The sequence below is a fragment of the Lacticaseibacillus sp. YLM2-1 genome (assembly GCF_056583465.1).
In genome coordinates this window covers 1,922,324-1,946,743 of record NZ_CM152617.1, presented here as the reverse complement: position 1 = coordinate 1,946,743, position 24,420 = coordinate 1,922,324, and the positions used below count along the sequence as shown (strand labels likewise).

Genomic DNA, 24,420 nt, shown 5'->3' with positions numbered 1-24,420 from the left:
TAATGCTTTAACTGACCTGTTCTGAAAACAGCAAGTCCTGAACACAGCAAAGAGAAGAGAACGTTATTTTGCGGCAAGAGAAGGTACATGTCGCTTGCACACCAACTAAATGACAGAATGACAATCTATGATTGAGCGACGAGAGGCGGGACCGGTAAAAAAAATAATCGAGTTTTAATACGATAAAACGTGATCAAATTGGTCTAATTGCTAGTGGGGAATAAGAAGTCACATAGTGAAAGGAATATTGTCTTAATTTAGATTCTTTATCGACAAAAAATTAAAGCATTAGTTGTGTAAGATAGAGGCAGGCACGAAGTTTTAGCGCTTCATAGTTTTACCCAGCGCCGCATCAACAATCTTCTGCAATGCCCGAATCATTTCCGGATCCTTGATCAGGGTAACAGAAGCAGCCAGCGTCATGACTTCATCTTGGTCATCACCAAACGTAAAAAATTCCTGCAAACTGACATCCAAGCCTTTCACGATTCGTTCCAAGGTACTGATTCGTATATCGCCGCGACTGCCGCGTTCAATTCTGGCCAACATGGAGACGTCCATGTTGGCTTTTTCGGCTAATTGTTCTTGCGTCATTGATTTGCTGAGGCGCAGGTTGTGAATTCGATGTGCAATTTTTTCTTGTAATGACACCGTTTAACCCCCTATCAGGCATTCGTCATAATATCAACGCTACCTGACTCAGGATTGAAGGATTAGTGCTAATTGAAACACTTTTTAAATATATATGGACTTATTAGACCATATCAGTTTATAATAACACGTGTGATGGATAGCCATTGCATAAAAGTTGCACGTAGGCTAATGACATTAAGTTAGCCACTGCGGCGATAGCTCATAATAAAAACAGATATCGCTAGGAAAATCGATATCTAGAAAGCATCAGGGCCAACAGCCTTCAATGCTATTAGGTCTTGTGCGGGGTAGTCAACCGAATTGATATAACGGTGTGGCTGGTGAGATGGTGGCCGGTTATCGTTTTGTGAGCTTGAAAAGTGCGTGGGGCGCTTATCATGACTCACAATTAAATAAAAGAGGTTCTGTTTAGAAAAGTTGAATGCGGTCATTTGGGGTGGCATGTTTTCGACGATAAACAGGACTTAAATAGTCAGCAGTTTATAACTTGCCGACTTGGATTTGGCTGTTTTTCACAGCAGTAGTACTTCATCAATTTGATGGGGTGCTTTTTTAGATTGTAGTAGGTGGACCAGTTAAACTAGTTAAAAAATTTGACCGAGCACCAAAAACAACGCTGGGATACATTCCCAACGTTGTTTTTGGTGAAGGGGTTAATAAAAGGATCAGAAGGATTCTCTCTCAAAGATTGCCGGAATTAGAACCGCTTCGATCGCAGCTTCTGAACCATCCCAAGCCCAAATGTCGCTAACAACATTAGGAAGCCTACAATACCGCCTTTTTCGAAAACGCGATTACCAGTCTCAGGTAAATCTTTGGAAGCTTTCTGCTCTTCATGTTTGGCGTTATCAGCTGAAGGAGTCGCATTCGTCTTTTGGGGTGTTGGTGAGCTCGGAGCATTCGCTCGTTTGTCAGCCGTTGGAGGAACACCTGCCTGATCGTTCTTTGTGGCAGGATCAGAAGCTGACTGTGAGGGATCATCAGCTGAATTTTCATTCGTTGACGTGTTTTTCTTCTCCGAGAGTCGAATGGAGTAGTACATGTGCCCGTCTTGGCCCATCGTCGCGCCAAAACCGACTGCGGTTACATCTGGTTGATAAAGGTCGCCGAGGTTGAGTGTGCCCGGACGATCATCGAGTTGCAGGATGCCGGTTGCGACTAAATCTTCTGCATCTTCGCCTTCGTCGTGTTCGAATGGAATGGTGTCACTCGATAATGTGATGAGGTTTGTATCAGGGGATGACGGATCTGCTGGCGTGACGGTTCGTGGATTCTGCGGGTTGGCCAGCTGATTAGCGTTGGCACTGGCCGTTTGTTGCGCGGCGTTTTGGAGCTGCGGGTCTAGATTGAGTGGGGCTAAACCTTTGTTGGCTCGCTCCTTGTTTAGTAGCCGGTAGAATGTGTCGGTGACATCGCTCATCTCTGGTTGATAGGCGCCATCGGCAGGTTGATAGTACATGGTGACGGTGTGGGCAGCATCGTCTTTTTTCCAGTAGATGTATGAAAAGTCTGGAAATGGCAGGACGGCGATTTTGTCACTGGCTACTTGATCGTCTGGCTTGAACGACTTGCCATCAAGGGTTTTGTACGCAACGGTGTAGGTGTCCTGACTCGAGACGGTAGGTTTTGCTGCGTAGTTGATGTAGGCGACAAATTCGCCACTTGGCAGCCGACCAATTGCGAGGCCGTAACTGGTTGCGCCTTTGGGGAAGGAGGCGGTGATGCGATTCGCCACCACTTCATCTGTCCACTTCACGGCACTAGGGTCGGGATTAAATGTTTCGACCGAACCGCCTTTAGCTACTAATCCGGCGTCCGTGAAGGCTTTGTTATTCGCAGTGTTATCGGGCCGGAGCACTGAGTCGGCTTGGATGGCCTTGGCAAGATCAGATGCGGCAATTTGAGCGACTGTATCATCATGCTGACTACCTTTTTGTTGGAGGACGGCGTCAACGAGTGATTTGATGTGCGCTAAGTTTGGCTGATAGGCTTGCGCAATCGGTAAGTAGAGCAACCGTTTTCCGGACGTATAATTATAAAAATAATCATGACCATTGGCGCTGATTTTTTCTGGCGGAGCCGTTGGCGTTGCGCCGGGGGTGACCACCGTGATGGGGCCGGCGATTGGCTTAAAAGTTGAAAAGTCAGTGTAAACCGGCGTTGCGTCAGCGTCACTGGCTGCGTTGACGGTAGCCGGCAACGTGACCAGCGTACTGGTGGCAATACCACCACCGGCAAGGGCAGCTACAATTATGAGGGTACTTGGGAGTGGCAGATGCGAGGAACTAGACATAAAAAACACACCCTTTCGAAGTTGAAAAGCGTAATCATTACGATTAACATACAAAAGTGTACGCTGACCGTCCTAGTTAACACAATTGCGGTATAAGATCATTTGCAGGTTTTATGATTATTTTTCAGTTTTTTGAAAGTGAAAGGCTGGTTTTGATAGACAACGAGTCGGATGGCGTTGAAGCGAAAAGTGACTTGAGTCTAAAGTGGGATTGCACATTTTTAGGGTATTTGGCAATCAAACATGCAAACAATTGTGGTGGGTTACCAATATGACAGGAACTTCAATAGTCACAATATAGGAGCAAGCTTAATGAAAAATTCACTGGCCAACGTTCAAGCGCGGCGAGCTGACATTGAACGACTGGTTGATCGGCACGGAATTGCAACTGTGAAAGGATTGGCACTTCGGCTCAAGGTTTCCGAAATCACGATCAGGCGGGACCTGAAAATATTGCATGCCATGGGGCGGGTTAAATGGCACAACGGTCTTGTTGAAGCGATTGCCGGACAAGGTGGGGGTGAGCAGAGAACTTTGGCGGTGATTGCCCAAAGGATTGCGGCGGCTGTTCCCAATTACATTGCGCAGTACAGCACCCTTTTCATGAACGCAAATTCGTTGTGTCTGCAAGTCATCAATGAACTGGCTAAAATACCAGTGACCGTTATCACCAACAATCCGTGTGCAACTGCTTGTGCGCGGCATGAGGGCACTAAGATTATGATTACAGGCGGTAGGGTTAGTACAAAGAAAAGTGTGCTGGCTGGCAGTGTAACGCTGAACTTTTTGTCGTCAAGGATAGCCGATGTCACCGTGATCGGCTGTGATGGTATCTCGGTTGACGGTGGCCTAACTTCAAGTAATGCAGAGGCGGCAGCGATCGATTCAATGATGGTTACAAAGGCGAAAAAATGTGTCATCTGCCTAGCAGATTATCGAAAAATCGGTGCTACCCAGCAGTATCACATTGCTGATCTTGGTAAGGTTGATATTTTAATCACAGATAGTTTTGCAGATGAAGCGGTGTTGCAGCAAGCGCGCAGAAAAGGTATCAACGTCATTCAAGTGACCGTTTGGTAAGGGAAATTAGTTTGACAAATAATAAAAACCTCGGGCAAAATTTGAAAATTTTGCCCGAGGTTTTTGGTAGTATTTAATGATTTCCCATTTAAAAATAATGATGCTGATTTGAGTAACGCAATTTTTACAAAAATGCAGATAGTACCAAGATTGACTGTTTTAAATAAAACAGTTTTATCGACTGCCATAAATCGCCTTCAATCCCGCAATATCGCCTGCCGACAGCTGACTAACACCTTGCGTAATTGGATACATAACGGATGCTTTTGACTGACTGTGATCGAGTCCCAACGCATGGCCGAGCTCGTGCATCGCGACTGCATCGTTGACCGATTGTAAAGGATAAGAAAGATTCAGACTGGCGCGGGCGTGGTTGATGACAGTGACTTGGCTGCCATAGGTTTCAACAATAATTGTCGGGCCGCCAGCACCGAGTTCCGTTGAGCCAAAACTCTCTGCTGACATTTCTTTTTTATAACTGGAAAACGTGATCTGGTTATCGGTTTTTTTACCTTGACCGGCAACCAGTTTGACGATGCCCGTTGCGTTATACGCTTTGACGGCTTTTAAAAAGACATCGTGTTCAGACTGTGGCAAGTCGTCATCAAAATGGTAGTAATAGACACTTCGAAGTTGGTGCCCTTGAACAATACTCAAGGCTGGTGTGGCATCGACCGCTTGACTCGGTGTGGCTGAAGGTACCTGACTCGGTTGACTTGGCGCGGTGCTGGCAATTGACGCACCATTTTTTGCGACAGATCGCGGACCGCCGTTTAGCCAAGTGCTGACGGTATCAGTTGTGGCGGTCCAGACATTGCTAATGCCCTGCTTGACGGTGTTGCGAGCAGCGATCGGCACCGGACTTTCAGTGCTATAGATTAAAAAGATCCCAGCCACAAGCATAATCAGCCAAAATAAACGGTTGCGATGTTTCATGAGTGGCCTCGTTTCCAAAATGAGTTTGCAAAAGCATACTGTTATTGTATGTTACCTTATCGCAGTTTGTCGTGCAGCTTTGGACTGAATTTTTAAGGATATCGCAGGATTTAGACACTTTTTTGACAAGTTTTACCTTACTGTTATTTGATGACATGGTTTGTCCATTAATCGGTCAATAATCACACTAAACAAGATCTCAAGATTAGCTTTAGATTGGACAATGGCTAATGATTTTTGAGCAAGGGAAAAGTCATTTATGAGAAAACACTTTGATTTTAAATAATAGTTACAAGCCCAGGTAATAAGGAAGTATAATAACAATTGTATTTGAATGAAAAAGACTTGGAGGAGTAAAGATGAGAGCAAAGAGACAACAACTTTGGTCAGCACTTACAGATAAAGAACATAAGGTTACCTTGGTTCATAGTAAGCATCATGGTTGGTTGGCCATTGGATTGACCGCTTTTGCATTGGGGACAGCGGGCTTCAGTTTGGCAACTAGCGGTCAGGTTGTGCATGCAAGCGATCAACCCTCAACTTCGCAACAATCGAAGGCAAACAATGGACGAGTTTGGACGCTACGGCCAGTCAGTCAGATAGAGGCGCAAATTAAGGCTTCAAATAGTAAGGTTTATGACATTCAGTGGGGCGATACACTGTCAACGATCAGTGAAGCGCTGAACCACACAGGTTTTACAACCTCAGTTGATCGTCTGGCTGCCATCAACCGGATTGCCAACGTGAACTTGATTTACGCTGGTGCTAAGTTGTCACTTCAAGGTAGTGGCGACAACGCAACAGTAACGACGCAAAATGCTGCCGGGACGAATCAGACGTTTAATCTGAATCCAGCTAAACCGGCACGTTTAACGCCAGCGCAACAGGCTGAAGTGAAATACACAACTATTGGTGGCTCAGGTTCTGGCGCTGGGCAGCAAGGAATTACCTCAGGAACAGGTATTGATCAGATTGCCAAAGATAATGACGCCGCCATTAAGGCAGCTGCGGCAGCTAAGGCGAAAGCAGAAGCTGAAAAAGCAGCGGCCGAAAAAGCCAAAGTAGAAGCTGAAGCCAAATTGACGGCTTTGCTCAATACTGAGAATGCTCAAACATTGACCGATCTTCAAGCCAAGCGGACAGCTGCCCAAGCTGCTGTTGACGCAGCCAAAACCAAGGTTGATGCGGCCCAAGCAAAATTGCCAGCAGCCCAAACTGCAGTGGCCCAAGCGCAAGCCGCTTTTGACACCGCCAATGCAGCTGTGAATGCTAAGCAGGCTGCTGTTGATCAAGCATCTGCGCAGGTTAAAACACTTTCTGCTCAGATGACAGATTTACAGAATCAACTGAACACGTTGACCGAGCAAACCAAAGATAATCCGGACTCACAAGCAACGATTACGACTGTTAAAGCTCAGCTAGCAGTTGCACAAGGCAAGCTGACTAGTTATGAAGGCCAATTAGCTGATGCAACAGCTGCCTTGGCAGAAGCCAAACAGGCTGCAAACCAAGCGGTTCAAAATCTAAACACGGCTAATCAGGCACTGATCAGCGTTGACAATGAAGCCAAGGCGGCCCAAAACGATTTTGCACAGGCACAAACGACCTTAAAGGCACTTCCGACATCAGTTGCCAGCCAAAATAGTCAAGCCGCGCAAGCAGTCAAAGCACAACTCGCTGATCTGAATACGAAGATCAACCAGCTTGATCAAAAGATTAAGACTTTAGATACCCAGATAGCTACATGGCAGGATCAGTTGACCACAGCCCAAACCAATGTGGAAGCAGCCAAGACCAATATAACAACTGCTGAAACACAAGCATCCAAGGTTGATACGACAGACCATCAACAGACATTGCCAGCAGTTCAGCAAACAGTTGCTGATGCAGAAAAGACAATTCCAACAATCCATGTTCCACAGGATACCGAAAAGCAGGTTACGATTAACAAAGATGAAAATGGTCAGGTCCTAACCGATCTTACTGGTTACAAGTTGCTCACGGCTGGTACCCCAGTTAAAACGGTAGAAACATTGGCTAATGGTGATACCATTACGACTTATACTACGACCAATATCTATCACAAGATTGCGCATCAAGTTGTCAATAAAACCGTGAACGTGGATGAAGCCGGCAATGTTTTGACCAGCACAGACGGTTACACAAAGGTCTCCAGTTCGGATAAATCCGTTGACACCACTGATCCTAAGACCGGTGACATCATAACCACAGTCACGACAACGGTTGTCTGGAAGAAGACTGAGACGCCGACTCATGTGACTGTCAATAAGACTTTGAACGTGGATGAAGCCGGTAACGTTTTGACGAGTACGGACGGTTACACGCAGGTATCCAGTTCCAAGAAATCTGTTGATACCACCGATCCTACGACCGGCAATATAACCACCACCATTACGACAACGGTTGTCTGGAAGAAGACTGAGACACCGACGCACGTCACTGTTAATAAGACAGTTAATGTGGATGAGTCAGGTAACGTTTTAACGAGTACGGACGGTTACACGCAGGTATCCAGTTCCAAGAAATCTGTTGATACCACCGATCCTACGACCGGCAATATAACCACGACCATTACGACAACCGTTGTTTGGAAGAAGAACGAGACCCCAGCGTCAACACACACGTACGATCTTAAGACAGTTAATGAGGACAAATCGGGTCATGTTTTAACAAATACAGACGGCTATTCAATTGTATCCAGCTCTAAAGAGTCGGTTGATGCAACGGATCCTAAGACCGGTAACATTACCACAACTGTTACCACAACCGTTGTTTGGGAAAAGACGGCTCAGCGTTTGATCAAGAACCAAACCGTGAACCTGGATGAGTCAGGGAAGGTTTTGACCAACACGAATGGTTACAATCAGGACTCCAGTTCTGTCAAGACAACGGATGTCACGGACCCTGCAACTGGAGATGTGACGACCACCTTCACGACCACGATTATCTGGAAGAAGGATACGACAGGTAACAATGTCATTAACAAGACGATTAATGTTGATGAAAATAACAAAGTGTTGACTTCGACAGATGGCTATTACTTCCTAGGAAGTGGGACAACATGGCTTTCTAGTGGGGGCACCACGACTGTAACAGTCACAAACAAGTATCACAAAACGCAAGCCACGACCGTTTATAAAGAAGTTGATCTGGACGAGGGCGGTTATCCGTTGACAGACAAGACTGGTTATATCAAGGTTTCGTCTACGCCAACTTCTACGACGGCCCTCGCAGGCAACTGGGACACCGTTACCACGGTCACGACAACCAATATTTGGCGCAACGTTGAGGCTGCCGGAACCATCATCGGCGCCATCAAGAGTGTCAACGATGCGACAACGAAACTCATAGAAAAACAGATTCAGACAAATGATCAGAAGGTCTCCATTGAACAAGCTGAAGCATACACTGACGCCGATTTGACGCTAGCAGTTGCCAAGAAGTTCAATGTGCTGGTTAATGGCGAGCAAGCAAGAACTGGTCGTACACAGACTGTGCTCACATCTGATCCAAAAGCCTACAAGATGGAAGCGCCGCGCGCGGTCGAAGTTATGTATAAATTCAGCCACACCCGTCCGGTCAATCCACCAGCAACTGGCTCGCAAGATGTCACCTACCAAAAGGGCGAAGTCTACATGAATCGCAGCACTGAAAACATCTCGACTTCTTCGCTCTGGAAAAAGGATGTTGACGGCAGTGCTGATAAACTCAGCACGCTGATTGCCAATGCGATGTTCCAACAGTACATTGTTGATGAACGCCCAGAAAACAATCACGGCGTAACAGGCGGTCACTACGAAAACATCATTAACTCTGGTTTCAAGAATATTGTTATCGGAGTTTATGTCGTTGATCAGGGTGACTACTACGCAGCGTCAACCGCCGTTGCTACAGGTAATGATGGGACTTACAACGGCAATTAATGTTTGCCTAAAATGATCTTCAACCACGCTGGTGCTGCGGAATCTCTTTCGCACGCGGGTTCGATTCCTGCGGTGGTTCTAAAGTATCAAACATCTGGATGGATAATCTTAGGATTCTTTCTCCAAAAAACAGGATTGGAATTTACTGGTGACTAACTCAGGGCAAGTCGTTGTCATCGACTTTGGTGAAGCTCGGATTGGCCCGAAGTTGTTGGACTTTGCGGCGTTGTTTCAAGGTTTTATGCCGAAAAATAAACAGGATCTGACGGCATATTTGAATGAATTCTTGGCTTTATCTGGGATTCAAATTACTGACCGCCATCTTTTTCTGATGACGGTTCAGCTTTGGTTGGTGAAGGGGTTGTTGATTGTCATCAATGAGCAAGCTAGTCTTGCAGGCGTTTTTCAAAATGCAATCGAACTTGTTTCATCACTGGTATGATCAAATGAATGGTTAATTCACTCGCGCACAATTGATTTTTCCACCTGAAAGTGTCACACTAAAAGTAAGTAACAAGAAAGGTGACGATACAATGGCAACGATCAAATTATCGCAGGCTTTTGTTGATTTGATGAAGAAGAAGCATCTTGATCAGAAGACGTTGTTGCTGATTACAGATGATGGTGGCGGGCGGTATTCGTTGCAAGGCGGCGCCTGCAGTATCGGGACGAAGTTTACGTTGATTGTGCTTGATCAACCGGATTCGGACTATCAGGTGAAATTGGAAAATGATGCGGGTCTGGATCTATACACGTCTGACTATGACATGATTTTCTTTGCCAGCGGTTTAGCGATGGATTTTCAAAATGGAGCGATCAGCATTAAGGATGATGCTCACGCTTATTTGGATGGCAGTGTTCGAATTGCCAATGGTGCAGATGTGTTGGCAGCCTTCAAAAAGGGAATCATGGTTAGCGGCGCAACTTGTTAGCAAAATTGGTGCTGTGATGATTTAGCGCATTAGTGAAAATGAAATGGGTACACTTTTTGTGTTGCTGATGAGGCAAATTAATTGACGATGGTTTTGTCGTTTGCTAAGCTACAGCTAATAAAATTTGAAACAGAACGGAGGCATTTTCCAATGCGGATCAATGGACGCTTTACCCTATCAAATTTGAACGCAGGGACTGCGTTGGCAATCATTTTTTTGGTTGCGGTTCGCGGGGATGCTTCTGGTCGTTAATCATGTGTATGTTTTATTTGCGTTGATTAAAGGCGGCTGCGAAGCCGTCTTTTTGTGTGGCCGCGAGCAAGTGTGTTTTGAAGCTGTCGCGTAGGTGCATGATGTTGCCAAAAGCGCAGTCCCACCAGTTAGCGATTGGCCAGACCAATCGCTTGAAGGGGACTTAAAGCATGCAAACTATTCTACGAATCACTTCTATCCGATATCGCTGGTTGCTTGGCTTACTGACACTACGAGTGCTGATTGATGGTTTTAACGTTTTAATTTCGATGCTGATACAGCTTGGTTTGACCGTTGCACTTTCAGGACAGGTCAACTTGCTTGTGGCCATTTTTGCTGGGATGTTAGCGGCAGCGGTTGTCTACACTGGGATTTATTTTTTGTCAGGCGTTGTCACAGAACGTCTCAAACGACGAGTCAGTGGTGACATTGCGACTGCTTTGATGGCTAACTTTTTGCAAGACGACGCGACACAGGCCCCCGATAATGGAACTGCTACTAATCTGATCGTAACGGACACGCAGCATATCATGCAATTTTTGGATGCAGGGGTTTTGCCACTGGTCGATTTTGGGATCACGGTTTTTCTTGGCGTCATTTATGTCGTGACGCAGTCTTGGCAGTTGGCATTGATGTTTGTAGCATTCGGCGGTTTATTTGCCGGTGTTTCGCGGGGCTTGTTTCGTCAACAAAATCAAGCGCAAACGACTTTTATTCAAATTGATGACAAGCACAAAGCGTTTTTCAATGATTTTTTGGCAAATGTCGCTGTGGTTCGCAATCTGAATGTGTTTGCTTACAGTCGTCAGCGACACGCTCATTATTTTCAGCAAGCGGCGCCAAGCATGAGGCAAATGGCAACGGCCTCTGGCGCGCTTGCCGGTATTTTCAATGGTGGCGTCTATTTGGCTGAGGTCTTAACGTTGATGGTGGGTTTTGCCATGTTAACCGTCACTGGCAGCTCAGTTGCCGGTCTGTTAGGTGCCTGGAATGCTGGCGTGGGTTCAATCCTATGGCCATTTTTGGGATTAGCGCCGACGATTGGTTTCTTGGCTCAGCAACGAACCTCTATTGATCGCGTATTGCCACGACTGACACAGCAGGTAATGCCGGTATTTTCGCCTATGAAGAGGGACTATCAGCCGGATACGATCAAAATTCGCGGCACAAAGGTGAGTTTCCATTATCCGCAAACGAATCGGGAGATTTTGCAACATTTGGATTTTCAAATTCATAATCAAGGTATCACCTTTTTGATCGGCGCAAATGGTGCTGGGAAAACCACCTTACTGAAGCTGATTCTCAACGAATTGCAGCCAACGACCGGCAAAATCGAGATTCAGGGTGTGCCTGCTAAAATCAAGTCAGCATCGTTGTTTGCGTTTGTGCCGCAGCGGAGTGTGATGTTTACGGCATCCGTGACGGCTAATTTGCTATTGGCTTCTCAGGCTGATCCGACAAAGTTGCCAGCATTATTACAGCAACTGCAACTTGATCGGTATGCTGCCGATCTTGACCAGACGTTACAACCTAATCAATTGTCTCCGGGTGAACAGCGCCGATTAGGAATTATTCGCGGTATTGCCGCAGATCGTCCATTTATTGTTTTGGATGAACCATTTTCGGACATTGATGCGGTTAATCAACAGGCAGTCATGCAACTGCTGCGGCAGGAAGCTAAGAAGCGCGGGGTTGTGATCATTACGCACACGTTTGATTTTGTGACTGCGGCCGATCAGGTGTTGAAGGTGGGTGATCACCATGATAACTGATTTGAAAAAAGTTTGGCGGCTTGTTGACAGTCCACTTGTCTCGATTTTATGGTTGCTGGCCTTGGGGTGTGCTGGTCTTGAGTTATCACTGGCACAAGTGATTCAAAGTGTGATGCAACATGCTGCTTTTACAGTCAGCATGATCACGTTAGCTGCAGCTACAGCTTTGGCGATAGGGTTAGGTCGCTCTGTGATGGCAAAGCTGCAAACGCGCGGTCAGTATCAATTGATTCAAAGAATTCAAACGCAATTGATGGCAGCTTTGATGAATGGGCCGATTGCAACTGACAATCAAGCTAGCGGGCGGCGGGTCAACGGGTTCACCACGGATGCGCAGACTGCTGCGCCGTTGTTGATGCGCTCCATGACGGCTTTGGTGGTTGGTGGTTTTTCCTTTTTAGCTGCTGGAACATTTGGTCTATTCAGCTCTTGGCAACTAACGATATTGATCATCAGTCTGTGTGCAACGGCACTTTTGATTCCGAAGATGATGTCCGGTCGCTTGCAAACAGTGCAAAATCAGCGACAGATTGAGAATAGTCAGATGCAGGAAAGCCTCTTGCAAATTTTGAACGGCCGCGAATTGTTAAAAAGCTATCAAAAAGAACAGTTTGGTATGCAACTATTCAGCGGCGCCTATCAGAGGTTTTCTCAGGCACAGTATCAGACGGGGATGCAACAAGTCAAAACAGTTGTGATGGGATTTTCGTTGGGGCTCGTTTTTGACATTGCGATTTTAGGCATTGAGCTGCTATTTGTTGGCTTCAAGGTCATCACCATTGGTCAATTTGCTGCATTTTCCATGTTGACACCGAGTTTTACTTGGTTGTTTTACAGTATGCCAAGTCAGTATGCTGAATTGACGCGCAACTTGGTGTCTGCCAAACGGTTGTTGCCGTTGATCCAATCGCTGCATAAAGAGGAGTTGGCAGGTGGACAGTCGCGACAAAAACCAGCTAAATTTGTTCTTCGCAATGTCACTTACACGTATCCTGATGCTACGCAACCGACTTTGAACCAGCTACAGTTAAAGCTCGACATGGCTGCACACGCGAAAATGTTGATAACTGGTCCAAGTGGTGGCGGCAAATCAACTTTGCTTCGCCTCATGCTAGGTTTATTGGTGCCACAAGCTGGAACGATTCAGTTTGAAGATACAGACAAGCGCAATCTGGCGGCATCAGCAAACAGCATGAGCTTTGTCCCGCAGGTTGTTGCATTATTTGAGGACACATTGGCCAATAATGTCACGCTTGGCCGGCAGGTATTGGATCAGCAACTGACACTTGTCCTACACCAAGTTGGGCTAACCGATTTTGTTGCGCGTCTCCCGCAAGGACTGGCCACGCCTGTGCATGGCCAAGATGGTGTCAATGTGTCGGCTGGGGAATTGCAAAAAATTGGGATTGCCCGCGCTTTGCTGGATCAGCGGCCGATGTTGCTTTTGGATGAACCGTTCGCAAATCTTGATGCGGCCTCGGCACAGACACTTGGCCTCCTCTTGCGGCAGCTGCCGGTGGCGATGATTGTCATTTCACATCGACATGATATTAGCCGTTTTTGGGATCATGCAGTCGTGTTGAAGGACGGCCAACTCCATGTGGCGGGCGAAATGTTACCGGGTGATTATTCTCGAAAGATTTAGTTGGCAGGGGTGATAGTCTCACGTATAGTTAAGGCGTCATACTTTTAAATGACACACGGGCTTTTGCAGTTGGCATTTGTCCGCAAACGATAAGGGGGAGACACATATGTTCAACTGGTTGATTTTAGGCCACATTATTTTTGGACTCGTTGCTTTTGCTGGTTCATTGTTGCTGGCGCTAGGTTTCCGCACCTCTTTCCATAGCTTGACAGCCGTTCAAAAATGGGGCATTGGTTTGTCGATCGGCGGCTTGTTCGCCACGATGGCCTTCGTGATGTTTACGGCCGCTAATTTGATGCCGGCAATTTTGTTCACACTTGCAGGAATTGGCTTGTTAGCAGTTTTGATGCGCAAATCAGCGCACGCATAGGCGTCAAGTCAGATGGTATTTTTGGTTCAGTTTAGCTGGTTGCGGCAACACGCTGTGATCAGCTTTTTTGTTGCCGGTCAGGAGTAGACAAGCGCATTTCTGTGGAAGGAAAATCCCAGTAATCGTGGTCTCACCTCCAAGTGTCGATTTATTGACTTTAACAACATTACATGCTTTAATGGTTTAAATAATTAAACGAAAGGGTGAAGAAATGTCAAGCCTAAAACAGTTGCAAAAAGAACTATCTGATGTTGGTGATTTTCTTGTCGCGCTGGGCGATGAAAAGCGTCAAGCGATTATCATCGCTTTGTTAGCGGATCAACCTTGTCAGGGAAAACGCGTAAGTGAACTGACGACGGCGACTGCGTTATCGCGGCCTGCGGTTTCACATCACCTGAAAATCTTAAAGCAGGCGGGATTAGTGGCATACCGGCGCGAGGGAACGCGGAATTATTATTATTTATCCCATGATACAAGCTCAATTAATCAGCTGAAACAAGTTTTGGATGATGTGACATCCGTGATTCAGGAGGCAGCAAAATGACAAAAGTACTTGTTGTGTTAACGAATACAACCCGTTATCAGCATACAGATGCACCAACCGGATTGTGGTTGGGAGAAGCAGCAGAATTTGTTGATGCGATGCAGCAAGCCAACATCGCGGTTGACTATGTGAGTCCGAAAGGCGGCTTTGTCCCCCTTGATCCACGAAGCATGAAATATACGAACCCAGCAATCATGAAAATATATGAAGATCACGATTTTCAAGAACGCGCTTTGACAGCATCATTACGGCCAGAGCAAGTCAATCCAGCTGAATATGACGCCATTTATTTCACTGGGGGCCATGGCGTTATGTGGGATTTTCCAGACAATCAGGCACTCCAAGCAATAGCGCTGGCAATTTATCAGCATCAAGGATACGTGACATCAGTTTGTCATGGCGTCGCTGGTTTGCTAAATATCAAAGACCAAGCTGGTCAGTATTTGATTGCTGGTAAGAAGATCACAGGTTTTACACATGCTGAAGAGATTTTAGCCGGTAAACAAAAAGTTGTTCCTTTTTTAAACAAAACGGTTGCAAATAAACACAATGCTCATTTTGTACAAAAAAGAGCATATAAGTCGTTTGCAGTTCAAGACGGTCAGCTAATTACCGGACAAAACCCATTTTCTGTCAAAGCACTGACTGATTTACTGGTACCGCAACTCAAACATTAGTTTTTTAATGCTGATTTTATGTTGCCTATAAGCACTGATACATCGAACTTTTGTTGCCAAATGATGACGATGATGCAATGCCAATGAGTCAATTTTTTAAATTTTCACATTGACGAACTATTTTTTTAAAAGTATGCTGTTGCTAATTTCTTCGGAAGGAGTCGCCGTGATGACAAAGTTTAACCAAGCCATGTCCATGTCAATGTGCTGCTGCTGTGAATCACACAGCAGTTCTATTTACATGGCTAGGGTTTGGTTTGGGTGACGGGATCACTTGACTTGAACGAAGGACAAAACTGGCGGTGTATCTAGAACTCTAGATGCATCGCCAGTTTTATTTTGTTTTGGGAGATGAATTTTTTATGCAGAAGAACCACTTGGTAACAGCACTTATCACCGGCTTGGCACTCGCCACCATTCTCGTCGCTTGCGGCAGTAAAAACACTTCGGCGTCGGGTTCAAGGCAGACTTTGAATTTGTCAGAAACAGATGATCCAACCACACTCGATGTGAATGATATGCGGAACTCGAACGAAAATGACATTTTGTCTGAGGTGCAAGAAGGGCTGACGACCATTGAATCGACGAATGGCAAGGATAAGGTGGTGCTGACCGGCGCCAAATCTTATACCAAGTCGGCCGATGGGTTGACCTATACATTCAAGTTGCGCGATGCAAAATGGTCAGACGGAAAAGCTGTGACTGCCCAGCAGTATGTTGATTCGTTTCAGCGTCTGCTGAAGAAAGAAAATGCTTTCGCGCAGGCTTCGAGCGCGTACTTTATCAAAGGTGCCGAAGCCTATAACACCGGCAAAGGCAGTGCGGCCGATTTAGGGGTGAAAGCCTTGGATGCGAAAACACTGCAAATCAGGCTGGCCTATGCTTATCCATCACTTTTGTCAGATATGGCGACCGTGATTTATTACCCAGTGCGCTTGGACAAGATTAACAAAGTCGGCAACAAAAAGTGGAAAACCGACGTGCAAGATCAAGTTTTCAATGGCCCGTTTAAATTGACGTCTTGGAAAAAGGACGACAAGATCACGCTCAAGAAAAATAAAACATACTGGAACGCTAAGAAAGTGAAGCTCCAGACCGTGAATTACACAACGGTGAAAAAACCATCAACGGTTCTTTCGCTCATGCAAAGTGGTCAGTTGGACGCACTATCTGCCTCAGGCAAGCTGATCAGCGATTTTAATCAACTCGCCAAAAGCAGCAAACTCGTCTCTCGAAAACAGAACGGTTCGACAACGAAAGTGTTGATCATGAATCAACACAACGGTGGAACCCAAGGACTTTTCAAAAATGTGAAGGTTCGTAAAGCTTTTTCCTTGTCGATTAATCGAACGAGCTATAACAAGGCAGTGAATGATGGTCGGGACAAGCCAACATACACGATGGTGCCGCAGTCGTTGGATGTGAGCGGGACCAATTATGGCGAGTACGTCGGCAATCCGTTGAAAACGGCACAGGCACAATACAACACGAAGGCGAAGCGACAAGCATTGTTGAAAGAAGGTTTACAAGAATTAGGGAAGTCGACTGATTTGACTAAACTGAACTTTGTTTATTTGACGCTTGGCAGTGATGATACGGCCACGTGGTTGAAGCAAACGATTCAGGAAAATCTTGGTGTCAAAGTGACCGTCAAAACAGCACCTGATACTGCCAGCTTTATCCAAATGCGAAATGACAATCAATACGATCTGCTGGCTAATGGCTGGTTAGCAACGGCTGATCCGAACGCCTACTTGAGCCTATGGAATTCTGGCAATGGATTCCAAAAATTCTTTGGTGGCTATAACAGCAAGACTTTTGATGATCTGGACGACCAATTAAACGGTAACCTCACGACGGCGCAACGATTAACGCTCTACAAGCAGCTTGAAAATCAGTTGGTTGCCAAGGACTTCGGTGTCGTACCATTGACCAACCCGCAATCGCGGATTTATATCAATAAGTCTGTCAAGAATCTCCAAACGACGGTCTTCGGCGGTACGTTTAATTACACTTACGCATCAAAAGAATGATGACTTTTTGATGCTGATTGATGTTGGCGGTTGGTGTCCATAGGGTTTTAAAGGAGATGTCAGTTTATGCGGCATGACGATGTCAAAAGGGGGCAATTAGCACCATGGTCAAATTGATTGTTCGACGATTTGTTGAATTGCTGATTGCTACTTTTTTAATTGCAACGGCCACATTCTTTATGGTCGCAGCAGTTCCGGGAGATGCGTTGAGTGCGCAAACCGACAAATTGCCAGCAGCTACCAGAGCACAGGTGTATCAAAATACGGGCTTAGATAAGCCAGTCTTGGAACGTTATGGTATCACGATGAACAACATGCTTCATGGTCAATTTGGTGAATCAATTTCTGATCCGTCAGTGACGATTAGCAGCTTGATTCGGGATCGCTTGCCCGCATCGGCTCGATTGGGCATTCAACAGATGCTGTTTGGCATTCCACTGGGGTTGTTACTAGGTATTTTAGCAGCCGTGTATAAAAATACATGGCTTGATCGGGCGGTCACCATTGTAGCGCTTTTTCTGATGTCAATCCCGAGCCTTGTGCTGGGATTGTTGTTGCAAAGCTACTTTGGAGGCAAACTTGGCTGGTTTCCAATCATTGGTTGGCCCAGCGGCGATCAAACTTGGTGGGGCGGCTGGATTTATACGATTTTGCCAACCATTGCTGGCGGCGTGACTTACATCGCAATCTATGCCCGCCTTTTAAAAAATTCGATGGTGGATGTTGCCTCTAGCGAATATGTCATGACGGCTCGGGCAAAAGGACTATCAGAATCGCAGATAGTGTTGCACCACATTGTCCGCAATGCTTCAATTCCCATCATCACTTCTTTGCCGGTGACCTTGGCATTCGGCATCACGGGTTCAATTTTCATCGAAAGCATTTTTGTGATCCCTGGTGTCGGCCAATACTTCGTTACCGCCTTAAACAACCGCGATGTGCCCATCATCATGGGCGAAACCGTCCTACTGGCCATCCTCTACATCGTCACGATGTTCATCACCGATATGCTATACACCTTGGCAGACCCACGCATTAAATTATATGACAGAGCGTGAGCCAGCCCGGTTAGAAACCGGAGTGTAAGAGGCCTCAAGCGTGATGGCCGTACTTTGGCCATTGCGCTTGAGGTCCTTACACGGAGGTTTCTGGGCTGGTGAACGCGTTTAAAGAAGAGCGTGAGCTGACCCGGTTAGAAACCGGAGTGTAAGAGGCCTTGGGCGTGATGGGCCGCACTTGGGCCATTGCGACCAAGGTCCTTACACGGAGGTTTCTGGGTCAACGAACGCGTTTAAACAAAGTGCCATTAAGGAGGCTAATCAACACATGGCCGCAAGTAATCAGGATTTTCAATTTTTCAAAAAAGCACCGACAGTTGGTAGTGAAGCTGCATCGGTTGGCTCTGACGCAACTTTTGATCAGTCAGGGGCAACGCCAGAAATCAATGTCCACGAGGGTGTGCCTAAAAGTGTTGGTTTCTGGGCCTCAGCGCGTCACAAGCTATTCAAAGATCGGTTAGCCATGTTCTGGACCGTGATTTTGATTTTAATTGTCATGGTTGCGCTTATTGGGCCAAAAATACAACACTATGATCCAAATCTAATCCGAGTTGACAGTCGGAATATTGGTCCGAGTGCTGCGCATTGGCTGGGGACCGATCGACTTGGACGAGATCTTTTTACCCGTCTATGCCTTGGGGTTCAAGTGTCCTTATTGGTCGCCATTTTAAGTACAATTTTGGCGATTGGATTCGGAACGATCTACGGCATGACTATGGCATTTTTTGGCGGCTGGGTGGATGAAGTGATGATGCGGATCATTGAAGTTTTCAATTCACTTCCGAGTTTATTGATTACGATGCTGCTGATGATCGTGCTAGGCGACGGCGTTTGGACGATGTTGTTTGCGCTGGCAGTGACTAGTTGGTCGAGTTCAGCACGGCAGGCGCGCGGTTTGGTGATGCAATTGCGCGGGTTGGATTACGTGACGGCCGCAGTGATGTTAGACACCCCGCTATGGCGGATTATGACACGACATCTCGTACCCAACATGATGAGCATTTTGATTTTGGACATCGGTCAAAGCATTCCACAGAATATTTTTGGTGAAGCAAGTCTAAGTTTCTTGGGAATGGGCATTCAGGCACCCAATACCAGCTTAGGGATTTTGATTTCAAATGGTCAGGATCAGATGTTGCAGCACCCCATGCAGCTTTATGTGCCGATTCTAGTGTTGGTTGCAATTGTTTTTGCTTTCAACATTGTCGGAGACGGCTTGCGGGATGCGCTTGACCCTAAATTCCAAAGCTAGGCTAATTTTAGCGCACATGACAGTAAGAGACGACTTTTGTCTCACCCAAAAGCTACTGGTATGTGCCTGAAATCAATGCGAAGAAAAGGAGGTTTTTTGAGTGATGCAGAAACATCATTGGCAAATTGTCGCAGGTGCGTTTGCTGGCCTTTTGTTGGTGACAACAGGCCTTGCACTGCGCCAGAACCATTTCCTGCTAGCCTTGTTGTGGGGGCTTCATCAAACCTTTTGGCTTCTTGCAGGTGTGACGGTGTTCTTGCTGGCTATGAGATTGATTTGGCATACTGAACGACCGCATGGCCATCTGACCGCACAGTTTATCAAACACTTACCGACAAATTTAGAGACGAGTGTGCTAACGGCGATCAATTTGTTTGGCGGCATTATCGTCGATCTATTTCTATATGAAAAGTAAGTGGTTAGCGGCATTGTTAAGTTCAAAATGCGATTGAAGGAAGTAAACATATGACGGACATCGTCACAGTTAAAAATTTAAAGGTCATTTTTAATGAAGGCAACGAACAAGTTTACGCCGTTAACGGCGTGGATTTAAGTTTGCATCAAGGCGAAACGTTAGCGTTGGTAGGCGAATCGGGATCAGGCAAGTCGGTGGCAACCCATGCTTTGCTGGGGTTGTTGGGCAAGGATGCTGTGGTGACTGCTGACGAGATGCTGTATGGCGAGACGGATTTATTGCAGACGAGTCGGCGTCAGTACACCCATCTGCGCGGGCAAGAGCTGGGGCTGATTTTTCAAGATCCACTTAGCGGTTTGAATCCGACGATGCGCATTGGCCGCCAGATTGGCGAAGGCTTGAAGGTGCATCACCATGTTCACGGTCACGCCTTGAAGCAGGCGGTGTTTGCGGCGATTGAAGATGTCGGATTAGCTGACCCAGCTTTGATTGCCCGCAAATATCCCCATGAACTTTCTGGCGGTCAGCGTCAACGCGCGATGATCGCCATGGCGCTGGTGATGCAGCCCAAAGTTCTGATTGCTGATGAACCGACCACTGCGTTGGACGTGACGTTGCAGGCACAAATTTTGGCGTTGATTAAAGCGCAAAAAGCCAAACATGATTTGAGTGTCATTTTCATCACCCATGACTTAGGCGTAGTCGCCAACATTGCGGATCGTGTGGCGATTATGTATGCGGGAAAAATTGTCGAAGTGGGGACAGCTAACGAGATTTTCTATCATCCCCAGCATCCCTATACTTGGGGATTGCTAGATGCCGTTCCTAGTTCAGATGATCAACGTGACCAATTGTTTACCTTGCCGGGAACGCCACCTGATTTGCATCAACCTATTAAGGGGGATGCTTTTGCTCCGCGCAATCCTTACGCAATGCCAATCGACTTTAAAAAAGAACCGCCGTTGTTTCAAGTATCGCCGACACATTTTGTACGTTCGTGGTTATTAGATCCGCGAACCCCACACTATCAGCCACCAGTCACTATTCAGAAACGTTGGGCGCGATTTGCTCAGTTGCATGCTGAACAGACAAACGATCCAGTAGTTGAAAGCCAGCAAGCGGGAGGTGTGCCAGTTTGACAGAACCGTTATTGACGATGAACGATCTAAGTGTCACTTTTTATAAAGGGCGGCAAGCAATCAAAGCCGTTGATCAAATTAACTTCACGATCAATGCCGGAACCACAGTCGGTTTGGTTGGCGAGTCTGGGTCAGGTAAGACAACAACTGGCCGCGCTATCGCTGGGATTGGTCCGATTTCCGGTGGTGATGTTCTTTTTGGCGGTCAGTCGATCCGTCATTTCTCACATGCGGCGCGCAAAGACTTTCGCCGTCAGGTCCAGATGGTGTTTCAAGATCCGTTCGAATCCTTGAATCCGCGGCAAAAAGTGGTCGATATCATTGCTGAAGGCATCGACAATTTTCATTTGGCCACCTCGAGGGAAGCAAGGCTGGCGCATGTTTTACGGCTGTTGACGCAGGTTGGTTTACCTGCAGACGCGATTAATCGTTTTCCCCATGAATTTTCTGGCGGACAACGGCAACGAATAGGCATTGCTCGAGCTTTGGCGGTACAGCCTAAGTTTTTAGTGCTTGATGAGCCGATTTCAGCGTTGGACGTGTCGATTCAGGCACAGATTGTCAATTTGTTGCGGCAAATTCAGCATGAACAACACTTAACCTATCTTTTTATTGCCCATGATCTATCGATGGTTCACTACATTAGTGATAAAATTGTGGTCATGTATCAAGGTCGCATCGTTGAGGTAGGCGATACAGATGCGATTTATCACCATCCGCTGCATCCTTACACGCAGACGCTGCTGTCATCGGTTCCGCAGGCTGATCCAATGCTTGAGCAGCAAAAACCGGTGTTGCACTTTGACCGGCAGGCGCTTGATCCGACTGCCTCACTGGTCGAAGCAGCACCGGCGCATTGGGTGTTAGCGCAATAAACGCGAGATGAAGGTGTTTAGCATGTTAAGTTATGTGATTGATGACGATTTTAAGTTGGCATTACCGCGTCCGCGGCTGGATTCAGCACCGCTCTTTGCAATTATCGATCAAGAACGCGATGATATTGGTCGATTTTTGCCTTGGGCGAATGGATTAAAAACAGAGGCCGAGGAAGCAGCGTTTTTGCGGAGCGTCAATGATCATTTTGGCCGTGAGGAGTCAGTGAACTTGGTTTTATGGTATCGGGATGAGCCGGTTGGGATGATCAGCTTCAATCATTTTCGCCCGAGTGATGAAAGTGGTGATATTGGTTACTGGCTTAAAAAATCAGTTCGTGGTCGCGGCCTAGTGCATCAGGCGGTGTTGGCGATGTGTCGGATCGGTTTTGAAGAGTATGGCGTCAATAAAGTCATCATTCGCGCCGCTGTTGACAATGCACCAAGCAATGCCGTCGCTCAAAAGGCCGGCTTTCATCACGATGGCACCCATCGCGCCGGGGAAAAACTGGCAGATGGTTTCCATGATGAAAATGAGTATTCCTTACTACGCAGTGAGTGGATAAAACCACAATAAAACAGTGTCCCGCTATCGTTAAAACGCGGTGGGACGCTGTTTTTTTGTGGTTGCTAGGCAGAGCACATTATTTAGTTTCAACCCACTTTTCAAGCAGGTAAACATTCACTGCTGAGATCAGTAACGTTGCGATGATAAAGACGACAATGCCAACGCCGATGCTTGAGGCGCCAGTCAAGGCATCATTGTCATAACCGCCAAAAGGCATTAAGATCAGGCGCTGAACTTGATCGAATATGGTCGAGGCAACGATGATGACTACCAGATAGATGCCCCATTGAACAAGTCGGATTCGAGTTTCAGGCAAGAAGGCCATAATGGTCACTGATAAGAGGTGAACGAGACTGATAAATGCCCAGATAAAGATCCCCAAGGCAATCAGGAGTACCACCATTTCGGCCAAGGTGGTGACGGGGCCACCTGTTGGTACATGCATCCCCCAACGCATCACCGCGAGAGCGAAAAGAACAATGCCTTCGATGGCAGCGTAAAATAGAAAAGAAAGGCAGGTTGCCAGCAGGTTCGCTGTATAAAGTTTTAAGTTGGTGGTTGGTACTGATCGATAGTAGTTATTAACCCAAACTCGTTCCTGCATGGTCGCCAATCTGACAAAGAACACGAAGCCGCCGAGAACAGCGTATCCGAAGAGAAAAGATAAGCTAAGATCAAGCGTGATTTTGGCTTCACCACTGAACATCCCTACTAAGAGAGATACAGCGGTCGCAACCAAAGTCACGATAAATGTTTTAAAGGCAGACAATGACCGTTGCCGTGTCAGTGTTCGCATGATCGTCCAAGTGTTAGTCACGTTGGTCACTTCCTTCATAGAAACTTTCATAATAGGCTTCAATACTCATACCGGTTTCTTCTCGCAGCTCTTCGGCATTTTTCTGTGCCACCACGTGCTTGTCTTTAATGATGACAACCTCATCCAACACATTGGCAACGTCGCCTACGTGATGATCCGAAATAATCACGGTTGCCGCTGCCGGTTTCCACGCAATCAAGTTACTGATGATCCGTTTGCGCGTCATGCTATCGATACCTTCAAAAGGTTCATCTAACAGATAAAGTTGGGTTTGACGGGCAAGAGTCAGCGCTGCGATCAGTTTTTTGCGGTTACCTTTTGACAGGGCCGCCAGCTTCTGGTGGGAATCAAGATCAAATGTTTTCAGGAAGTTAGCAAACTCGGCTTCAGAAAAATCAAGATACATGTCGGCATAATAAGTGGCAATTTGCTTGAGCGTTCGATTTGGGTTGACGCCATTTAACGATTCACTGAAGCTGCTTAGTTGTTTCCGTTCAACAATACTTTCTGATGAGCCAATTTGAATGGTGCCATGAAAAGTGGTCGCGACCCCGTTTAACAGTCGCATCAATGTGGTTTTGCCGGCACCGTTTGCACCTAATAAGCCGATGAAGTGACCTTGAACGAGGTCAAGATTCAAGTCGTCCAGAATCACTTTACGATTGCGTTTATAAGTCAATTGTTTGACTGTGATCATGTTAGTTGTCATGTTTTACCTCCTGCTCATCAACATAAGCGGCGAATGCGTCTTTCATTTCCTCATCACTTAAATTCAATTCTGATAGTTGGTGATAAAGGCGATCTAATTCTGTCGCAATGACGCGTTTTTTCATATCAATTAGCACTTTCATATCATTTGTGACGAAATTGCCGCGTCCCCGTTTTGTTTCAAGGACGCCTTCCTGAATGAGTTCAGTCAAGGCGCGCTGAACCGTGTTGACATTGACGGTTAGGTCTGCGGCAAGTTGCCGAACAGCCGGTAGTTGATCGCCTGATTTAAGTCGATCGGTGATGATTTCCTGATACAAGTATTGTTTGATCTGATAATAGATTGGGATCTTATCGTCAAATTCCACGGTGTGCCTCCTTACTAGTGTATTAGATTGCTAATACACTATACCAAGGATTTTGTGTTTTGGCAAGTTAATTCACTTAAATAGTTGATAG

The 24,420-nt window shown here is 46.4% G+C and carries 23 protein-coding genes; 16 read left to right on the top strand and 7 right to left on the bottom strand.

Annotation, left to right across the window (positions count from 1 at the left end):
* Positions 1–321 precede the first annotated feature (321 nt).
* Positions 322–651: a helix-turn-helix domain-containing protein gene (locus AC07KQ_RS09480; RefSeq protein ID WP_016379342.1), complete on the bottom strand. Its 330-nt coding sequence runs from the start codon at positions 649–651 to the stop codon at positions 322–324.
* A gap of 700 nt (positions 652–1,351) precedes the next feature.
* Positions 1,352–2,947, bottom strand: coding sequence for a CAP domain-containing protein (locus AC07KQ_RS09475; protein ID WP_173959228.1), 1,596 nt, complete (start codon positions 2,945–2,947; stop codon positions 1,352–1,354).
* 312 nt (positions 2,948–3,259) lie between these two features.
* Here AC07KQ_RS09475 and AC07KQ_RS09470 point away from each other — a divergent pair, with 312 nt between their 5' ends.
* Positions 3,260–4,027, top strand: a complete 768-nt coding sequence (locus AC07KQ_RS09470; RefSeq protein WP_016379340.1) for a DeoR/GlpR family DNA-binding transcription regulator — start codon at positions 3,260–3,262, stop codon at positions 4,025–4,027.
* Here the strand turns inward: AC07KQ_RS09470 and AC07KQ_RS09465 are convergent.
* A complete protein-coding gene (locus AC07KQ_RS09465; RefSeq protein ID WP_032675251.1) occupies positions 4,009–4,215 on the bottom strand; it encodes a hypothetical protein in 207 nt (68 codons plus the stop codon). The two genes, AC07KQ_RS09470 and AC07KQ_RS09465, sit on opposite strands and share 19 nt — an antisense overlap.
* Positions 4,202–4,963 (bottom strand): matrixin family metalloprotease, encoded by a 762-nt coding sequence (locus AC07KQ_RS09460; RefSeq protein WP_016379339.1) that lies wholly within the window; start codon positions 4,961–4,963, stop codon positions 4,202–4,204. The genes AC07KQ_RS09465 and AC07KQ_RS09460 overlap by 14 nt, the downstream gene beginning before the upstream one ends.
* 359 nt (positions 4,964–5,322) lie before the next feature.
* Between AC07KQ_RS09460 and AC07KQ_RS09455 the strand changes: the two genes are divergently transcribed.
* The 15 genes from AC07KQ_RS09455 to AC07KQ_RS09385 all read left to right on the top strand — a co-directional run bounded on the left by AC07KQ_RS09455 (position 5,323) and on the right by AC07KQ_RS09385 (position 22,445).
* Positions 5,323–8,907 (top strand): LysM peptidoglycan-binding domain-containing protein, encoded by a 3,585-nt coding sequence (locus AC07KQ_RS09455; protein WP_173959227.1) that lies wholly within the window; start codon positions 5,323–5,325, stop codon positions 8,905–8,907.
* A 148-nt stretch (positions 8,908–9,055) separates the two neighbouring features.
* Entirely contained in the window at positions 9,056–9,349 is a 294-nt protein-coding gene (locus AC07KQ_RS09450) for a hypothetical protein (RefSeq protein WP_016379338.1), read from the top strand.
* Positions 9,350–9,440: 91 nt separating this feature from the next.
* Positions 9,441–9,839 (top strand): iron-sulfur cluster biosynthesis family protein, encoded by a 399-nt coding sequence (locus AC07KQ_RS09445; RefSeq protein ID WP_003566258.1) that lies wholly within the window; start codon positions 9,441–9,443, stop codon positions 9,837–9,839.
* A 422-nt stretch (positions 9,840–10,261) separates the two neighbouring features.
* Positions 10,262–11,863 (top strand): ATP-binding cassette domain-containing protein, encoded by a 1,602-nt coding sequence (locus AC07KQ_RS09440; protein WP_016379385.1) that lies wholly within the window; start codon positions 10,262–10,264, stop codon positions 11,861–11,863.
* The gene (locus tag AC07KQ_RS09435) at positions 11,853–13,508 is read left to right on the top strand and encodes an ATP-binding cassette domain-containing protein (protein WP_480156548.1); all 1,656 of its coding nucleotides are present in this window, start codon (positions 11,853–11,855) and stop codon (positions 13,506–13,508) included. The genes AC07KQ_RS09440 and AC07KQ_RS09435 overlap by 11 nt, the downstream gene beginning before the upstream one ends.
* Before the next feature lie 106 nt (positions 13,509–13,614).
* Positions 13,615–13,878 (top strand): hypothetical protein, encoded by a 264-nt coding sequence (locus tag AC07KQ_RS09430; RefSeq protein ID WP_016379384.1) that lies wholly within the window; start codon positions 13,615–13,617, stop codon positions 13,876–13,878.
* A gap of 211 nt (positions 13,879–14,089) precedes the next feature.
* On the top strand, positions 14,090–14,422 hold the full coding sequence (locus tag AC07KQ_RS09425; protein WP_003566249.1) for an ArsR/SmtB family transcription factor: 333 nt from the start codon (positions 14,090–14,092) through the stop codon (positions 14,420–14,422).
* Complete coding sequence (locus AC07KQ_RS09420; protein WP_003570737.1) at positions 14,419–15,099, top strand: type 1 glutamine amidotransferase domain-containing protein; 681 nt, start codon at positions 14,419–14,421, stop codon at positions 15,097–15,099. Before AC07KQ_RS09425 ends, AC07KQ_RS09420 begins: the two co-directional genes overlap by 4 nt.
* Before the next feature lie 362 nt (positions 15,100–15,461).
* Complete coding sequence (locus tag AC07KQ_RS09415) at positions 15,462–17,132, top strand: peptide ABC transporter substrate-binding protein (protein WP_016379382.1); 1,671 nt, start codon at positions 15,462–15,464, stop codon at positions 17,130–17,132.
* A gap of 104 nt (positions 17,133–17,236) precedes the next feature.
* On the top strand, positions 17,237–18,190 hold the full coding sequence (locus tag AC07KQ_RS09410; protein ID WP_003591200.1) for an ABC transporter permease: 954 nt from the start codon (positions 17,237–17,239) through the stop codon (positions 18,188–18,190).
* Positions 18,191–18,458: 268 nt separating this feature from the next.
* On the top strand, positions 18,459–19,442 hold the full coding sequence (locus tag AC07KQ_RS09405; protein WP_003584950.1) for an ABC transporter permease: 984 nt from the start codon (positions 18,459–18,461) through the stop codon (positions 19,440–19,442).
* Between the two features lie 103 nt (positions 19,443–19,545).
* Positions 19,546–19,857 (top strand): hypothetical protein, encoded by a 312-nt coding sequence (locus tag AC07KQ_RS09400; RefSeq protein ID WP_016379380.1) that lies wholly within the window; start codon positions 19,546–19,548, stop codon positions 19,855–19,857.
* 50 nt (positions 19,858–19,907) lie between these two features.
* A complete protein-coding gene (locus tag AC07KQ_RS09395) occupies positions 19,908–20,996 on the top strand; it encodes an ABC transporter ATP-binding protein (RefSeq protein WP_173959225.1) in 1,089 nt (362 codons plus the stop codon).
* Complete coding sequence (locus AC07KQ_RS09390) at positions 20,993–21,871, top strand: ATP-binding cassette domain-containing protein (RefSeq protein ID WP_016379378.1); 879 nt, start codon at positions 20,993–20,995, stop codon at positions 21,869–21,871. Before AC07KQ_RS09395 ends, AC07KQ_RS09390 begins: the two co-directional genes overlap by 4 nt.
* A gap of 22 nt (positions 21,872–21,893) precedes the next feature.
* Positions 21,894–22,445 (top strand): GNAT family N-acetyltransferase, encoded by a 552-nt coding sequence (locus AC07KQ_RS09385; protein ID WP_016379377.1) that lies wholly within the window; start codon positions 21,894–21,896, stop codon positions 22,443–22,445.
* 67 nt (positions 22,446–22,512) lie between these two features.
* On the opposite strand, the gene AC07KQ_RS09380 is transcribed toward AC07KQ_RS09385, so the two are convergent.
* Genes AC07KQ_RS09380 through AC07KQ_RS09370 form a run of 3 tightly spaced genes read right to left on the bottom strand, consistent with a single transcriptional unit; the run spans position 22,513 to position 24,329 of the window.
* On the bottom strand, positions 22,513–23,253 hold the full coding sequence (locus AC07KQ_RS09380) for a hypothetical protein (protein ID WP_014566578.1): 741 nt from the start codon (positions 23,251–23,253) through the stop codon (positions 22,513–22,515).
* On the bottom strand, positions 23,246–23,962 hold the full coding sequence (locus AC07KQ_RS09375) for an ATP-binding cassette domain-containing protein (RefSeq protein ID WP_016379376.1): 717 nt from the start codon (positions 23,960–23,962) through the stop codon (positions 23,246–23,248). The genes AC07KQ_RS09380 and AC07KQ_RS09375 overlap by 8 nt, the downstream gene beginning before the upstream one ends.
* Positions 23,952–24,329 (bottom strand): GntR family transcriptional regulator, encoded by a 378-nt coding sequence (locus AC07KQ_RS09370; protein WP_003566227.1) that lies wholly within the window; start codon positions 24,327–24,329, stop codon positions 23,952–23,954. The genes AC07KQ_RS09375 and AC07KQ_RS09370 overlap by 11 nt, the downstream gene beginning before the upstream one ends.
* Positions 24,330–24,420 lie beyond the last annotated feature (91 nt).

Coding starts and splice junctions, on each gene's coding strand:
- AC07KQ_RS09475 (WP_173959228.1), bottom strand. CDS start 2,947: ATGTCTAGTTCCTCGCATCTGCCACTCCCAAGTACCCTCATAATTGTA.
- AC07KQ_RS09470 (WP_016379340.1), top strand. CDS start 3,260: ATGAAAAATTCACTGGCCAACGTTCAAGCGCGGCGAGCTGACATTGAA.
- AC07KQ_RS09465 (WP_032675251.1), bottom strand. CDS start 4,215: ATGGCAGTCGATAAAACTGTTTTATTTAAAACAGTCAATCTTGGTACT.
- AC07KQ_RS09460 (WP_016379339.1), bottom strand. CDS start 4,963: ATGAAACATCGCAACCGTTTATTTTGGCTGATTATGCTTGTGGCTGGG.
- AC07KQ_RS09455 (WP_173959227.1), top strand. CDS start 5,323: ATGAGAGCAAAGAGACAACAACTTTGGTCAGCACTTACAGATAAAGAA.
- AC07KQ_RS09445 (WP_003566258.1), top strand. CDS start 9,441: ATGGCAACGATCAAATTATCGCAGGCTTTTGTTGATTTGATGAAGAAG.
- AC07KQ_RS09440 (WP_016379385.1), top strand. CDS start 10,262: ATGCAAACTATTCTACGAATCACTTCTATCCGATATCGCTGGTTGCTT.
- AC07KQ_RS09435 (WP_480156548.1), top strand. CDS start 11,853: ATGATAACTGATTTGAAAAAAGTTTGGCGGCTTGTTGACAGTCCACTT.
- AC07KQ_RS09430 (WP_016379384.1), top strand. CDS start 13,615: ATGTTCAACTGGTTGATTTTAGGCCACATTATTTTTGGACTCGTTGCT.
- AC07KQ_RS09425 (WP_003566249.1), top strand. CDS start 14,090: ATGTCAAGCCTAAAACAGTTGCAAAAAGAACTATCTGATGTTGGTGAT.
- AC07KQ_RS09420 (WP_003570737.1), top strand. CDS start 14,419: ATGACAAAAGTACTTGTTGTGTTAACGAATACAACCCGTTATCAGCAT.
- AC07KQ_RS09415 (WP_016379382.1), top strand. CDS start 15,462: ATGCAGAAGAACCACTTGGTAACAGCACTTATCACCGGCTTGGCACTC.
- AC07KQ_RS09410 (WP_003591200.1), top strand. CDS start 17,237: ATGGTCAAATTGATTGTTCGACGATTTGTTGAATTGCTGATTGCTACT.
- AC07KQ_RS09405 (WP_003584950.1), top strand. CDS start 18,459: ATGGCCGCAAGTAATCAGGATTTTCAATTTTTCAAAAAAGCACCGACA.
- AC07KQ_RS09400 (WP_016379380.1), top strand. CDS start 19,546: ATGCAGAAACATCATTGGCAAATTGTCGCAGGTGCGTTTGCTGGCCTT.
- AC07KQ_RS09395 (WP_173959225.1), top strand. CDS start 19,908: ATGACGGACATCGTCACAGTTAAAAATTTAAAGGTCATTTTTAATGAA.
- AC07KQ_RS09385 (WP_016379377.1), top strand. CDS start 21,894: ATGTTAAGTTATGTGATTGATGACGATTTTAAGTTGGCATTACCGCGT.
- AC07KQ_RS09375 (WP_016379376.1), bottom strand. CDS start 23,962: ATGACAACTAACATGATCACAGTCAAACAATTGACTTATAAACGCAAT.